General features: G+C 37.7%; 8 protein-coding genes and 1 pseudogene. 2 read left to right on the top strand and 7 right to left on the bottom strand.

Annotation, left to right across the window (positions count from 1 at the left end; all coding sequences use genetic code 11):
- Positions 1–12 precede the first annotated feature (12 nt).
- On the top strand, positions 13–1,989 hold the full coding sequence (locus tag CHL1_RS02850; protein ID WP_250934591.1) for a tyrosine-type recombinase/integrase: 1,977 nt from the start codon (positions 13–15) through the stop codon (positions 1,987–1,989).
- Complete coding sequence (locus CHL1_RS02845; protein WP_250934590.1) at positions 1,986–2,357, top strand: DUF6262 family protein; 372 nt, start codon at positions 1,986–1,988, stop codon at positions 2,355–2,357. Before CHL1_RS02850 ends, CHL1_RS02845 begins: the two co-directional genes overlap by 4 nt.
- 227 nt (positions 2,358–2,584) lie before the next feature.
- On the opposite strand, the pseudogene CHL1_RS02840 reads toward CHL1_RS02845, so the two are convergent.
- The 7 genes and pseudogenes from CHL1_RS02840 to brxL form a co-directional block, all read right to left on the bottom strand.
- Positions 2,585–3,784: pseudogene (locus tag CHL1_RS02840) on the bottom strand (IS256 family transposase).
- Between the two features lie 261 nt (positions 3,785–4,045).
- Positions 4,046–4,771 (bottom strand): hypothetical protein, encoded by a 726-nt coding sequence (locus CHL1_RS02835; protein WP_250934589.1) that lies wholly within the window; start codon positions 4,769–4,771, stop codon positions 4,046–4,048.
- 128 nt (positions 4,772–4,899) lie between these two features.
- Positions 4,900–6,201, bottom strand: a complete 1,302-nt coding sequence (locus tag CHL1_RS02830) for a topoisomerase IV (protein ID WP_250934588.1) — start codon at positions 6,199–6,201, stop codon at positions 4,900–4,902.
- 647 nt (positions 6,202–6,848) lie between these two features.
- The gene (locus CHL1_RS02820; protein WP_250934587.1) at positions 6,849–11,429 is read right to left on the bottom strand and encodes a protein NO VEIN domain-containing protein; all 4,581 of its coding nucleotides are present in this window, start codon (positions 11,427–11,429) and stop codon (positions 6,849–6,851) included.
- Between the two features lie 180 nt (positions 11,430–11,609).
- Complete coding sequence (locus CHL1_RS02815) at positions 11,610–12,632, bottom strand: ATP-binding protein (RefSeq protein WP_250934586.1); 1,023 nt, start codon at positions 12,630–12,632, stop codon at positions 11,610–11,612.
- A gap of 464 nt (positions 12,633–13,096) precedes the next feature.
- Entirely contained in the window at positions 13,097–14,158 is a 1,062-nt protein-coding gene (locus CHL1_RS02810; RefSeq protein WP_250934585.1) for a CHAT domain-containing protein, read from the bottom strand.
- Between the two features lie 40 nt (positions 14,159–14,198).
- Positions 14,199–16,274, bottom strand: a complete 2,076-nt coding sequence (gene brxL / locus CHL1_RS02805) for a protease Lon-related BREX system protein BrxL (RefSeq protein WP_250934584.1) — start codon at positions 16,272–16,274, stop codon at positions 14,199–14,201.
- Positions 16,275–16,283: the final 9 nt, after the last annotated feature.

The raw sequence follows: 16,283 nt of genomic DNA, 5'->3' as shown, positions 1-16,283 counted from the left end.
GGGCAAAAAGCAATGATCGCTACGATTGATAAGCAAATCATTCAAACTAATGAAAAAGAACAAGAAATTTTAACATTTTTAACAAACAAATATTGGAATAATGACATTTGGAGTATAAAAAATTCCTTTTTTGATGATTTACGCCCTAATGAGAAAATGATCAAAAAAGGAGAAAAAACCAATATCAAATTCACATACTTTAGTGATTCAATCAAAAGCGAGATCAAATATATGTTTGCACAGAAGTTGATCAATCAAGAAATATCATTAGGTACAATTAGGAGTTATAGCGGCAAGTTCAAAAGCTATGCAGAATTCCTTAATAAATTTTATCCCAAAATCAATAGCGTCATTGAACTTCAGTGGGACAGATTTATCTCGCAGTGGAAGCTATTTCTTGTCAATAAAGGCTTTAAAATAAATGATAAAGCCCAGTTTTCTGATTCAAAACATATGAGTTTTGTGAATGCGTTACACTCTTTTTTCATCGATTTCTATGATATGCGAAATGAATACGAAAAAGACGTATGGGATTGCCGAAATATACCCAGTTTTAATAAACTGACTAATACTGCTTCTTCATACAAACTAAATTTTTCCTCAATTGCATTAGTTTTTCGAAATTTGGCAAAGAGATATGTTTCATTCAAAATGACAAATCTCTCGCAGGCCACTTGTCAGAGCATAATCGCAAGTCTTAGAACTTTTTTCAACTATATCAATGAAAAAGAACCAAAATGGAACGATTTAACGAAGTTAACACGAAAACATATGGAAGATTATATCTGCTTTGTACATGAATATTCAGAAGGCACAACTACGGTAGCACAAAGAAATTTAATTCAATTAAAAGCATTTCTCGAATATATTGAACGTTCTGAATGTGATGAAGCACCAGAAAAGCCGAGTTCACATTTGATTTTCAAAGAAGATATTCCCAAACGAGTTGTCAGAAATTATGAAAATATGAAACATATACCCGAAGACGTGCTAAGGCAATTAGATAAAGACTTGGAAAACCTCTATCCACCTGAGTACATCCCGGTCGTTATTCTATTGCGAGCGAGCGGGTGGCGTATATCTGATATTTTCAATTTGCGCTATGATACCTGTTTAGAAAAAACAACACAAGGATGGTACTTATGTGGGGATATAGAAAAAACGCAAGTTCTGAATCACCGTGTCCCGATTACTGATGAAATTCAACATGTTGTATCAATTGTTATTGAGGAAACTAAATCAAAAAGTACAGATGACAACAATCCTAATCACCTGTTATTCGTTCGATATTCAGGAACAAGAAAAGGACTTTGCCCTACATCTGGAGCAATAAACAGAGCACTTAATAAGCTTGCTGAAGTTTATAATATCACAGATAACAAGGGTAACACATTTCATTTTAACAATCATGCATTTAGGCACACAAAAGGCGTATCACTGGTTAACAACGGAATGGATCTCCAACTTGTTCAAAAATGGTTTGCTCATAAATCATCAGCTTCGACGCTTTTTTATGCAAAAATCTTAGATGAGAAATTGCGTGAGGAGTGGAAAGAAAAATGCAAAGATGGATTATTTAAAATTGATAAGCTCGGTAAAATGAAAAAAATAGAAATCTCAAAAATTGAAAACGAAGATCTCATCGAATGGGAATATATTCGTCACAATCTCGATGCAGTCAGGACACCTTTAGGTTATTGCATGAAACCGTCTAGTCAGGAATGTTGTACTCAAATGAATCCTTGTCTAACTTGTCGCAATCTTTGTACTACACCTGATTTCATTCCCGCATATGAACATGAAATAGAGGAATTAAAAGTTTTGATCGAACGCGCAGAAAAGCTAGGGCAAGAAATTTGGGCTGAAAAAAACAAAGATATTAAGCACCATTACGAAGATATCTTGGCTATTTTAAAAAACGGTAAAATTCGTCATAAAGCAGGAAAAAAAGGTAGAGAATATACTGGAGAGGAAAGAGAAAATCAATGACTGGAGATCACAAAAGAAATACAAAGGGCTTAGCTGAATTCAGAGAAAAAAGAGCTAAAGAGTGTCAGGAACGAGTTGATAAAACAATACAACAACTTGTGAAAAATAAAGAGAAAATCTCTTTCAACAGCATTGCTGAAAGATCCAATGTTTCAAAAAAATACCTTTATGATCACTATTTTGACCGTATTAATACGCTTAGAAATCAACAAGCCGGATTGTCTTCTCCAAAGCAGGTTAAGCGTGAAATGTCTGATGCAAATAAAGATGTTATTATTGAAGCACAAAGCAAGCGGATTAAAGACTTGGAGAAAGAAATTAAGAACTTAAAAAGCATTCTGGAAAAGAGGTATGGTGATGAATATTAATAATAGAAATTTAATGCTATAATCGACCTATATAATGATATAAAAATGAATTGATCTGCAAAATTTTTCAAGGGTAGTGTAAATTATTTTGTGCTCTTGCGAATTCCAGGTTAATGGAAAATATTAAAATGGAAAACAGATGTGCAGATTAAATTTCAAGTCTATTTTTGCCCCATGATTCAAAGGCTGTCAATAATCAATATTGGCAGCCTTTGAGATGGACGGGCCTATTCGACGTCGACGAGGCTGATTCGGCCTTCAAAATAAGTTAAAAGCTGTTCCAAAATTTTCGACCAGTCTCTTGGTCTGCCGTTCCATTTTTTAGTGATATCCGTCATAGCCAGATAAAGCATTTTAAAGAGGGCATCATCTGTCGGAAAAATTGATTTTGACTTGGTCACTTTTCTGAGCTGCCGGTTAAAGTTTTCAATTGCGTTGGTCGTATAAATCAACTTTCTCAATTCCGGCGGATATTTGAAATAAGTGGACAAATCTGCCCAGTTATTCTGCCACGAGCGGATCGAACTGGAATATTTCTTTCCCCATTTGTTTTCCAGTGCATCCAGCTGCTGCAAAGCGACATCTTCCGTAGCCGCCTGGTAAACCAATTTCAGATCGGACAAAAATGGTTTGATGTCTTTGTATGAAACAAAACGAGTGGAATAACGGATCTGATGAATGATACAGCGCTGAATCTCCGAATTGGGAAAGACCGCATGAATGGCATCGCCAAAACCGGATAGCCCATCAACGGAGACAATCAGGATATCTTCTGTTCCACGATTCTTGATTTCATTTAATACGCCCAGCCAGTATTTAGCACTCTCGTTGCCACCGACCCACATACCCATGACTTCTTTCGTACCATCCAGCCGAGTGCCAATCGCAATATAAACGGCCTTTTTAATAACAGTATTGTCTTGACGGACATTGTAATGAATCGCATCCATAAATACAATCGCGTACTTATTGGCCAATGGGCGATTTTGCCATTCTTTGGCAATGGGCAGAATCTTATCCGTCATTTTTGAAATCATCGTGGGTGAAGCATCCACCCCGTAAACATTCTGCAGATGTTAGGTGATATCCCGAGTTGTCATTCCTTTTGCATACATTGACAGAACCTGATCCTCTATCGTTGAGATGTCCGTCTGATGCTTTTTTACCACCTGTGGCTCGAATTCACCATCTCGATCTCTTGGAATATCGATGGTCAGATCTCCCATCGAAGAAGTTACTGTTTTTTTACTGAATCCGTTTCGTCGATTGTCTGTTTCCTTGTTGGCATAATCATAACGTGAATAGCCGAGTTCATTTTCCATTTCCGCTTCCAGCATTCCCTGAAGGGTATCACCCAGTAGATCTTTCAGCATATCCTGAACATCTCCTGCATCCTCTGGTTGATATGTTGCCAGCAGCTGCTTAATTAGTTCTTGTCATTCTTTGGTCAGTTTTCGTTGTCTTGCCATAATAAAAATCCTCCCAGATTAATTTTATTTTACCATTAATCTGGAAGGTCATTCTACTCTGACACAAAATTATTTACAGTCTCCGCCAGGAATCAACATATCATTTATTGCCCTTTACCGTTTCTTCTTGCCATAATAAAAACCTCCTGGCTAATGTATTTATTCTACATCAACCACAAGGTTTACACAATTTTTGAAACGTCTCTTGTTTTCAGCATATTACAACTGTGGAATACCTGATTCAAGCTCAGAATGATTGTAGTTCATCTTTAGTTCTTTCCTAAAATAATTATACTCTTTAACAATGCAGCAAACCATATCTCGAATCAATCTAAACTCTTCATCATTGGCAGCATCTGCGCAAGAAGAATTTTTTACCTCAGGATTACCTTCGTAGTGGCTGTAGGCAAAACGATATGAAACAGCTATTTTAAGTAGTTCCTGCGTAGCGTATTCACCATTCTCGATTATATAATCACACAGCTGTCTTTTATTAAATTGTGATATAGGAGTTTCTATTTCTTCAGAACTTTGACTGAATGCCACTGGTTTTCCCACTTCCAATTTTAGCTGCTGATTAACTCTCTGCGTTGGGGTGACTTCAAAGAATGGTATTTCTTCAAAAGAATGTTCCTGCCCTTTTGTGATTTGAATAAAGCGTCTTACATATTCTGACTGAATAACAATTGCATAAATCTTACTATATAATTCAGAATACTGCTTATGATAAAAATCATACTTAAACCTCAAATCTGAAGAAAAATATTCAAACCCTTCTTTGAATTCTTTTTGGACTTCTTCGGTTTTTCTTGTTATTTCTTGAATATCCTCTTTAGTCGCAAGGTTCTTTCCTTTTTCGTCCATATATGAGGGCAGGTAATTTTTTATGAACAACCCTAATAAAATAGTAAGTACCACGTTAATGACTACTTGTATCCACTCCATACTTTTTCTCCTTCCCATAAAATATCTACCCTGAACAAACAACCCGAGGAAAACCGAAATACATCTAAATTGACCTCACGCTAAGCTTATAAAACGCAAACTAACTAAATAGACCACTCGCCTGTCTCTTAGACACTGATAGACGATTCGTTCAGATAGTAAAACTTACCTTCCTTTATTATGATTTCCACATCATTATCGTAGATTTGTTTCGGTTCGACTGGCCTTTCGGGGATATTTTTTGTTTGGGTGCTTATTTCGCTTACAAGGCTTTGGCTGAGTTCGTTATATTTAAATTTATCATCAAACAAGCTAGGTATTGCAGAAACCACAGCTTCGAAACCAGCCTTCGTTATTCGTTCTTTCTCTAAATCGATACGTAATGAATTGGACTGACTATCGTGCCATTGTCCAAGGAGATTTCTTGTTTGAACTGACTGTTTGAGATACTTATTAAATGTAGAATAGCTTCTCTCAGTTGAGATTGAACCTTTACCTAACAAATACGTCAATTTGCTAATCTCCTCCATGATCGTAATCAGAGCATTCTGATATCCCAAAAGTTTCTGAAAATCATCAACTTTAAATTGATACTCTTTAAAATCTGGTCTCTGTGTCTTTTGCGTAATATCAGATATTGTAATGTTAACTTGTCCGAGTAGTTCAGTCGCTGTAGCCTTTAAATTCTCTAATGTCGCAAGCTTTAAAATTCTTTGCTCATCGTTTTCCATAATTTCAGAACTGAATTGCGAAATTTCTCCAACAAGGGTAAGCACAGATAAAATACGGCTCTTAAATTCTCTGTCTTGAAAATCTCCAATTTTGTCTATACTCTTCGTTATAGTTTCTAATTTAGAACTTATCTCGGACATATAATACTGCCCGACGACCAAAGAACCAACGTTCATTACATTTGCCACACCATTAGCAATGGTGGTAGCTTTTGTAACTTTCGTCATATCAACTTTAGTTAAATTTGCTTGTGCTGCTACACCTTTACCTTCGTGAATATAACCTCTTGCGGCACCTACCACGTCTTTCGACTTCGTGAGTCGTGAAAAAGGAATATCCATTTTTACTAATTCTGTGCTTTTAATAGAGTTGAGTACGTTGTTCTCAAACGTCCTTGTACCCGTTTGTGATGAAAAGGATATTAGCTCTGAAATTCGAGCTACAATAATATTGTCGGTAATTTCAAACATGCTTTTTCCGTCAAATTGGGTTGTTGCAGGTAAAAACTCAAGCGGTATGGTTATCCCAAATCCCTGAACTTGCTTTATATCTGTCGCTTCTGCAACTAACGGCAATAAGTTTGTCTCATCAATGACTTTCTCAACATTGTTTTTTGTTTTGTTCCTCAAATTAATCCCCACTGCAATCGCCAAAACTGCGCCAATAGAAATGAGTATTATTAACCACAAGTAATCCACGGCTCACCCTCCTAACAGCGGTTGGTCATATTTGAACAGTACCTCGTCAATCTCAAAAATGTCGTACTTCCCGCCGACAATAAAGTATTCATCTATAATATCAAATTTCTTGCTGCGAGACTGGGCATATCATAATTCGGAAATTTACATCTAACCTAACCACTCAACCTCACCAAATCCGGAAAGCATCTAAATCAACCACTCAACAAGCCCTAAAAACTGAAAACATGCTATATCAACTTCTCATTAAGCACTGACGTCTAAATCACACTGCACGGTCAAAAATCAACCCTTTGGATCGATTCCAACGAAGCAATAATTCACCTGTTTACAGATAATAAAATTATAGCACAAAAAAAAAAAAGCCCAGTAATACTGGACTTTTAAGACATTTATTTTTCTACCCGTGACATCAATACTACGGTCTCAACGTGGAACGGATCGCTCGTATTGATGTCTTGCGATTTTTTTTACAATTCTACGTTCATGGGAATACGTCTATAAGATATGACTGTTCAAGGAAATCACTCATACAATATCTTGAGTGGTCAATATAGCCTCGTTTCGATGTCTAGAGCGTATTTAGGAATTATTTGACAATGGAATTCGCCCAAATTTTTCGGTTGAATATGCGTAATAGACTCTTTCTATTTAGAGTTTGATATCTGGCAACGAACGGTGTAATTATCTCCCGAAATATTAAATTTTGAATTACAAAAACGGTCTTCGCCTTCAGCGTAATTGAACAGGTTAGAAATCTGATAGACCTTTCGTTCTTCATCGTTCATTACTGAAGTTACGAGAATTACCTCATACTGGTTAGAGTTCTCTTCTGCAAAATTTAGTTCGTTTTCTGTAATAACAAATGTAATATTTGATCCGGCAGCTGACTTGATTTCTACATATACTGTTTTACCATTTGCGTTTGTATATTTAAGGTCATAGCCCAAGCCACCGATACCGTCTGGGTTTACTCCATCCTTTTTGGCGTTTTCTGAAACCCAGACGACATCATTATATTTTATCCTCATTTGGTCATATACAAGTCTCTCAGCAAAGGCTCCCCAATCCGAAATGTTCCGCTCACGCTTCATTCCAGCCATACGACTTCCTGTGCGGTTTGATATTGCATTATTGCCGTTCTTTCCTTTTATTGGAGCAACAGAATCGATAGGAATTATTGGTGTGCTAGACGCTGTTTGAGCCTTTAAAATCGTAGCCTCTCGCTCTTGAGCAACATTAATATCAGCCTTCTTTTGGTTATAGGCTTTGTTTAGTTCATCAAAAATACCGAAGTAAAGGAGACTTTCATACTCGGAATCTACGAGCATATCATTTACTATTGCCACATCTTTATCCCTGATGAATAGATCTTTATTAGTTTTCCATTCGAGATTAGCAACACCATTAGATTCGGCATTAATAATCGAACCAAACTGATTTTCAAACTCAGCCCAGCAATCGTATTTAACGCTGTTCATCGGAGTAAACTGAAACACCCTGAACTGATGGTACTGCTTTAAGAAAGTCCTTTTTTTATTTAATGCTTCGCTTTTAAGCGATGCAAACAATCCGTTTTTATATCTTTCCTCATTATCAACGATGAGAGAGTTTAACACGTTACTATAATATTGACGCAAATCAATTAAAATTTCTGACTTTTCGTTAAAATCTTCTACATCAACGTTAAGCAATTTTAAGATATTTATAACGGCACCTACATTGTCCATAGAGGGAAAATCACTGAAATTGATTCTGTCAATTTCACCACTTATTTGATCTATTATTGCATCACTTCCGATAAGTACACAAGCAGCAATAAACATTTCTTTTTCAGATTGTGTTCTGCTAAGTGTTTCACGCGACCTTTCTAGAACTTCTAAATCGTCAAAATCATGTAGTATCATTGCATTCCTGTTATGCGGCTCCTTTTCATATAAAGACCGAACATAACCATAAAGAGTGTCATCCTGAATATCAATGGCGGTCATAAAAAGTTCGGAAATAGCTGAGCAGAAATCCACATTACTCTTGAGTTGTTTCAAATTATGACAGCTAATAGGAGCTTGTACATAAACACAGTTTTTTCCCCTGATGTATGAGTTCTCTCCTAAAACAACCTCTCCCTTACCATAGTCAGCACAAATATACGTGCATAAGTGAGCCCGTAAAGCCTTTACAGTAGATATTTCACTTTGTTTTGCCGTATCAACACGTAAGCAGAAGGCGTAGCAAATAAAATCGTTAAAGTCTTGCTCAAAAGAGGCGCTATCTGGATGAATAATTGGCTCACCAACTACTGACCCCTTTATTTTTAGAGGAGACACTCCAAAATAACGCTTTATATTCTCCTGACTTTGTCTATTAGGGATAGCAATAAGATTAAAATCCTTCAATATCTCTCTGCTCACAGTTTTTTCGGTTAGATAATAGACAGATTTTATCGTCTCAAATGATTTCGAGGATTTACAATATACCTTTCCGTCCTGTAAGAACTGTTTGTAAACATGATTTCCTGGATCAAACTTTTTCAATCCTCCCGATTTTAAAACAGATGTATAAAGCGCTTTGCTAATATCGCCATCTGCATCCACTTCTGGTAGCTTTAATAACAACGAATAAAATGTATCCATTTCCAATTCAGAGTACTCAGTAGCAGCTCCTATTCGTGCTAAAATGTCTTGAACCACTGACATTTCGGCGATTTTACGATTCTCATTTTCAATAAAAAAATCTAAATCAGGTGAAACGACAAGCGGAGCAAATAGGGTTTTAACCTTGTTTACAAATATGCACTGTCTTGGTGAGTATCTTTTGCCATCTACTTCTATCCAATTACTTGTTGAAAAAACAAAGCGTAAATATGAAGCTAATTGTTCTCCGCTCACTTCTCTGCTCTTTTGCTGATTGTTGTTGCTAACATAGCCTCTGCTTGAGCTTGGCTCGTAAACAGCTAATAATTGCCATAGGCTTTCATCATTTCTTATCCATGAAATAATACTTTTTGTGCTTGAATTATCAAGAATTTCTTTAATTCGCTCAACTGTAATTACGGATGCATAAGTAAAATGAGCACTGCGGAACTCCTGTGTATTTTGGTAGTGGTTGTCTTCTGCAATTAAGGGATATTTCTTTATACTTGAATATATGACTTCTTTATATTCTTGAGGAACAGGGCGCAACTGGATGTGTTCTTTCCTTGGATAACAAGAAACACCTAATGCGGATAAGAATTCAACATACTGTAGCTTTGATGTCTCGGACAACGCTATTCTCTGTGGAAGTCCGACAAAATAGTCATCCATACCACCAAACAATTCTTCGACTATTTCATTGCCAAAATCACGACCCCAATATAAATCCGATGCATTTTTTACTGTTCCATTCCGATTTATTAATGGTATCGCTGATATTGCGGCCATCTCATTATTTAACACATTAGCGTTCCATAATTTCCATAGCCATTCAATAGTATATTCGTAACAGCCTCGGGTTTTCTTGCTGGCTTGATGCTCTCGGCTTCGAAGTCTGGAAATCACAGCATTAATAATGTTTGCAAGGTTATATTCCCTAACGTTGAATTTCGACAATTCATTGGCCAAACTTCTAAGTGTTCCTTCCTTGCCACGTAATTCGCGCAAAGCTGTAACGAGATCTCTGTTTAAAAACACAATTTTTGTGAAGCTAGGAGGCGAAGGAAATACCGTACCATCAGTAGGTAAGAATACTTGCTGGTTGTCATTAACTGTCTTACCGATTGCATCCAGAGCGAAGCTTGGTTTATTTACTTGGGTAATCTCATTTCCGTATTCTTTAATAAAAATAAGCCACAGAGCAGCACGTTCCTTAACAGTGAGCGTAGGCAGTACAATATTTATCCCATTAGTGATTTCAGAGTATTTGTATTTAAGGGAAGTGCTTTTATATTTAGCAATCGCCTTCAGCATACCACTTACCGCTGAATTGTCAGTGTATAGCAAAAGGCTCCCAAAAGCCTCTCCTGCTAAATAATCAGCAATTGTAGTATCATAAAACCGTGGTCTTTCATTAAATGAAATGTATGTGCCATTGACAGTGGGGAGAACACGGTTTGCCGCTATGGCATCAAAATAATAATCACGAATTGAAAATTCATCCCAACTTAGGTCAATTGGGAAATCCCCGATTGTTGAGAGTAAACCAAGCGGCACGTAATTAACAACCTCCGCAGCAGTCAGTAAAGCCAATTCAACAAGTGTATCGCAAATTGCCTTTAGGATATGTTTATTTGCTTCTGTTTCGGCAAGGTGGTTCCTATCTGCATTTAAGTCAAAAGTCGCATGAACAAGTGCCGGAACTGGAAACTGTACCTTTGTTTTAAAATAGCTGTAAAGCACATTTGGCTTGACGGACATATCAGGTTTATATGCAATCATCAGTCCATACTTTTGCTTTTCAAAATTACCTTCTCGAGATATAACCAACCATTCTTCGGATTCAGTAATTTCGCTGTTAACGGCAGTTACAATTTTTATTTTTGAAATACCACGCTCCGAGTCGCTCATAGTTTTGCGATAAGTAAAAAGATTTTCCTCAATTTCAACAGTCAAGTGTTCTAGATTTTCAAGGAAAAGAAGTGTTTTAGTATTTAGTTGATTTAGTTGATTGATTACTCCATCAACTATACCGTTTTTAAGATTAATTTCAATCACTGTGTCGTAGTCTTTACTCGGAAGTTTTTTAATTACTCTTGGTGCTACAAGTGTTGCTATACGAAGATCTTCATGCTCTTGGTAAAATGCGTTGACCGTAGCATTATTCATGAGTTCAGCCAGCAACTCAGTAGCATATATGTCGGAAAACTCCACAGACAAATCACCACTATAAATCCGAACGCTATCCGCCCAGTTGAGAATGGAACGAAATCCCGTACCTTTGTTACCAATATATTCAGCTTTATTGTGCTTCGGACTCAGGTTTGAATACATTAACGAAATAAAGCCATCGTATGTGAAAACATTTCCGTTATTGCAAATCTTTAGTATGCCATCCTTTTGAGAGATGTAGACAGAGCGGTCTTCTGTACCACCAAGTTCGTCTACTGCGTTTTGAAGTAGTTCTAACAATTCACGACCGTGATAACCTCTGATTTCGGCAGTTTCTTTACGGTAATCTGCTAGAATACGATTAGGGTCAAGGTTATACCCCTGTTTCATTGTCTCTATTGCTTTACTAACTTTATCGTTCATTATAGAATTCCTCTTGTTTTAAATTAATTAAATCCAGTATTGTCCCTTCAATTTCTTGTGTATTCAATTTTGCCCCCTTCATTGAGATATTTTGTTTATTATAATGGAGGTAACCTTCTCAAAGCCTGCTCTAAAATGACCGTATAGAGAGACCATAAACCACTTATCACTGCTACTTAATCAAAGATTCTCAATTAGCCCCTTTGAAGGCATTGATGCTTTTTTAAAAGCATTGCGAATTGTTCTTGCTTGTCCCTCACCTTGCTTTGCTATCTTATTAATTATGTCCTGACTACGTTGAAGGGCATTTGTAGATACAGTGATTTTAACGGCGGTTCCTTTAAATGCTGTATTACCAATGCTGGTACTCCCATCACAATTTATGTTAAGATATTTTTCCCCCGAAGCTAAACAAAAAGAACCTTGTAATTCTTTACAAATCTCACTTACCATATAAAGGCCAAATCCCGAATTTGCCCACGGATTGTTAGATGCATTTGATTTAGAAGGTTGGAAAGCTTGCGATATTCCCGCTTTTAAAGCATACTTGAGTCCTTCTTCATCATTTCTTATATATTCTCTGTGTATTACATTTCGTCGAAGGCTGTTCAAAACACCAATGCCTTCATCAACAATTGCAATTTCCGCAGTACCGTCTCTCCAGTATTGACCGCAAATCCATGCCTTATTACAATCAGCGTGTTCTGGTATATTTCTTAAAATTTCACGAATTAAATAAGTCAGCAATGAATGAAATTCTTTATTATCTCTGCTTACTATCTTTGCCAGTTCTGAAGCTTTTAGTTCTATTGCATCTCCCATTTCGATCATTCTACCTTTTGACACTTCGTCCTTAAGAATTTGATTTGTATTTATCTCCGTTATTGGAATGTAATTATCATTGCCCATAGCTTCTCCAGGCTCTTTTCCAATCTCAAGCCTTTCCGAAATGGATTTGAAAAAGCCCATGTGTGAAGCATACGATATACTCTTATTTGTAGTATAACATTCGAAATTAAATGGAATATCTATATGTTTTTCGCGAAACTGTTTAATACTACAAGCAGTTAATAGCATTCCAAATGGACGAACCCATTTCATATTAGCATTAAAAGTAAATGCCTCATCCACTATTAATTCATCTAAATCCTTAGCGAACTTCAAAGCTTTTAAAGTCTCAAGTGCTGGAATTTCACATATCAAAATTTAATCTCCCATCTATTAGTATATTGAAAAATTTGGTATGATACCTTGATCTAAGTGGCGTTCATTTTTTTAATAAAACTGGTCAATCCCGGTTTTCAGCTCTGCATACTCTTTTTGATTTTGCAAACCCCTAAGTACACTATCTTCTGAGATGATTAAATTGTGTTAATCTCTGCATGATTGTTTCAATCTTCATACCGGTTTTGATACAAACACTAAAAGTTATTATCTCTGAAAAAAGCTTCAAAAGACTTAAATCAACGGCTGTCTTGGTTCATTATAAATCTGAAAGCACACTTTTATTTATTGTATTATGAATTATCAGTTTTAGAAAATTTGTCTGAAATTGAATACCTCTTAGTTTGACAAATGGAATAATTAAAAAATCTCGATAAAATTAAAAAAGTCTTGTATTGATCTGTTTCTTTCTACAGTCTGGAATGATAGGCTCTAATTGAATTTTAGTTAGTGCCATTTGGACGAACTATATATAATATATTAGCATCAACGCCATCCTTCAAATACAATGCAGGTGTATCTTTTTCATTAGGACTTTCAAGCATAAGTACACCTTTCGCTTGCTCAAATGCTTTTTGAACAGGAAATCCAAAGCCTAGTGAGGAGTAAAATTGTGCTGCAAAAGCGACTGCTGCCTTATCACCAATCGACGTTGTCATACCTATTGCTGCATCAACATATTCCGTAATAAATTGTGCCTGTTCAAATGAGAAACACGCATTGAAAAAGAGAAGATGGATTTTATCTGAAGAAGTCATAATTGTTTGAGTTATTGCTTCTTTCGATACTACCTTTGCCGTCCCATCAGCATTTTCAAAAACCAAATCACCCTTAGAAGCCCCGTGTCCACTAAAATGAACAACATCAGGATTCAATTCATTTATTGCTTGAAGAATATCCAACGGTCGCACTGCCCAACGACTTTCAAATATGATGGAATCTCGATGCTCTGATTTTCTTATCATTTCTTGTATAGACCTAACCTCCTCATCCAGGCGAAGCCTATCTGTATTATGTGGGTTCGTAGCAAAAAAAAGAACTGTGATTTTCTCTGGTACATATTTTAGTTGTTCTATCTCGTCAGCGAGCTGCGTTTGAATGTCATTCTGCTGTTGCAATGAATGGTTAAATGACTCCATCTTCCGATTATATGTTTTTAGGCGGCTTTCCTCAGCCTTAATACGTTGAGTGTCGATTTTGTTCTGCTCTTGTAGGATCTTCTTTTCTTCTGCGGCAATTTCTTTTTCCTTTGCAGCAATCTTTCCTTCAATTCTGGCTATGTTTTTATCAATCGCAGCAAGGGACTTCTCGTGGCGTTCAATTTCTGAAAGCTTTGATTTAATTGTGGATGTTTGCTTTGATCGTGAAATAGCAGACTTTGCCGATATTATCTTTGTTTTTAGTTGCTGAATTTTCCCACTTTCCTTAGCTTTATCTGAAGATAACTTAACAATCTCCTGTCGTTTTCTTATAAGATTGTTCTTATATGTATCAATCATAGCCATATTATTTCCTCCTCTAGTTTGCACTCCTTCTTATTCCGAATCATTCCACACCCAGCGCCTTATACACGGCTTCCTGCGGTGTTGTATAAAAAATCAAGCTGAATGCGCCAATGAGATCAGCCGGTACCGTACCGAGTTCGGAAGCTGAGGTTATTGGTATCAGCACCTTCTTTGCTCCGCTGTCGAGACAGACTTGCAGGACGCTCGCCAGCTCCTCAACTTTTTGGATCGTGCCACTAATGCTGATTTCACCTAGAATCACAAGGCTTGATAGCGTCGGTTTGCCGAGGGCACAAGAGGCAAGGGCAATAACAGATGGCAACGTCAGGTATTTCGTCATCCCGACACCATTTAGATCCTGGTAATTGATGATATAATCCTTTGTGGTTGTGCTAATTGAGGCACTGATGTGCGAACCACTCGCTTTCAGAAAGTTAAACGCCGTGTTGGTAGCTTCTTTTGCATCACGATCAGAGCCTAAACCGGTGCGCTCGAACTTGCCATTGCCTGGGAGCATTTGCGTTTCAAGTCGGTAAACGCCGATCATTCCGCTTTTACCTTGCGAAACAGTATAGACATTGCCTGGATTTGTCAAACCTTCAGGGATAATCTTACCTCCCCCATGTTCCGATACTGTGACATAGTGTTCCTCAAAGGTCTCGTTGTCGATGTAGGAGAAATTCACATCATAAAACTCCATCCCACCAATTTTTTTCAATTGTTCTTTAACACGGCGGCGCATTTCAAGGGAAAAAGTGAGGATTTCCTTAATATCCTCTTTGCTGAACTCCCCATTCGGGTAGATCAGCTTAGTAAAGCCGGACACCATTTTGCGAACAGCAATAACGTCACGCTGGTTTAAGTTATTCCCAAACCGGAAATATTTATCACATACATCGCCGAAGGTTTCTTTTCGCATTTGCCGCATAAACTCGGCAAGATAATCTGTAATGAAACCATAGTCATTGGTGAACGATTCGGGACGATATTTCGGAATCTCCCAGCCAGGTATGTAACAATGCATCCGATCAAGAAACGCCGTATCATAAGCCATTGCTTCAGGAAACGGGTCAAACAGGTGTGAGGTTTTCAGTAGCACCTCCACGCTTTGGTTGATATTTCCGACAAATACCATTGAAGCTGACGCTGCTTTTTCCTCCTTGCCCCGGGCAAAAGAGCCAGAAGCCATATAGTCCTTCATGATCTGAATACCATCTTTGTCTTTAAACGTGATGCCTGCGACCTCGTCAAAAGCGACACAATCCCACAACCCTACAAGCCCAACGGTCTTACTCGACATATTGTAGAAAAGGTTCGCCACCGTCGTCTGCCCACCGGAAACGAGAATACTATTTGGTGAAATTTCCTTATACAGGTGTGACTTGCCGGTGCTGCGGGGCCCCAGTTCGCAAAGATTGAAATTATTCTCGATCAGTGGCAGCATCCGAGCCAGCTGCAGCCACTTCTCTCTGGTTGAGAACCGGTCAGCTTCCATACCGGTGGAGCGAAGCAGGACAGTAATCCATTCGTCTTTTGTAAACGCCCGGCGACCATTTTTGATTTCATCCATATCAATGTGCGGCATCTGAATAGGCGTGAGTTTCATGATTCGAATTGGTGTGGACTTCTTATCTTCTTCAACGAACTCATACTCCAGACCAATAATGCACCATATGCCACCGCATAGCAGGCGGTCGTATTTAGATACATAGTCCGACGAAATGGGTATGCTGCGAACACCTAGATTTGAAAAGTCAGCTTCATATCGATCGAGTTTGATATTCAGACCAACCGTGATACGGTCAATAACCGTGTAGCTGCCACGTTCGCGTAAGGCCGATAGCACCTTTTGTGCCTCATCGGGGCGCACAAAATTCTCAGAGAGGATTCGTTTCACGTTTTTTACCCCGTCCTCAATGATCGACGGATCGTCGGAACTGCAATACTGCCCAAGCAAAAACTCCAGGACGTAGACAGGAACATTCGCACCTTCCTTGATCGCCTTGGTCAAATCTTTACGGACTATCCTACCATCGAAATGCTCACGCAGTTTCCGATTAATGACCGCATTCACGTCATCAATTTCCGGTGTATAGTTTGTCTTTTCTAAATCCATTGCGAAATC

The organism is Acetobacterium wieringae (assembly GCF_023700225.1).
GTDB classification, from domain to species: domain Bacteria; phylum Bacillota; class Clostridia; order Eubacteriales; family Eubacteriaceae; genus Acetobacterium; species Acetobacterium wieringae.
This window is presented reverse-complemented; position numbering and strand designations above follow the sequence as displayed.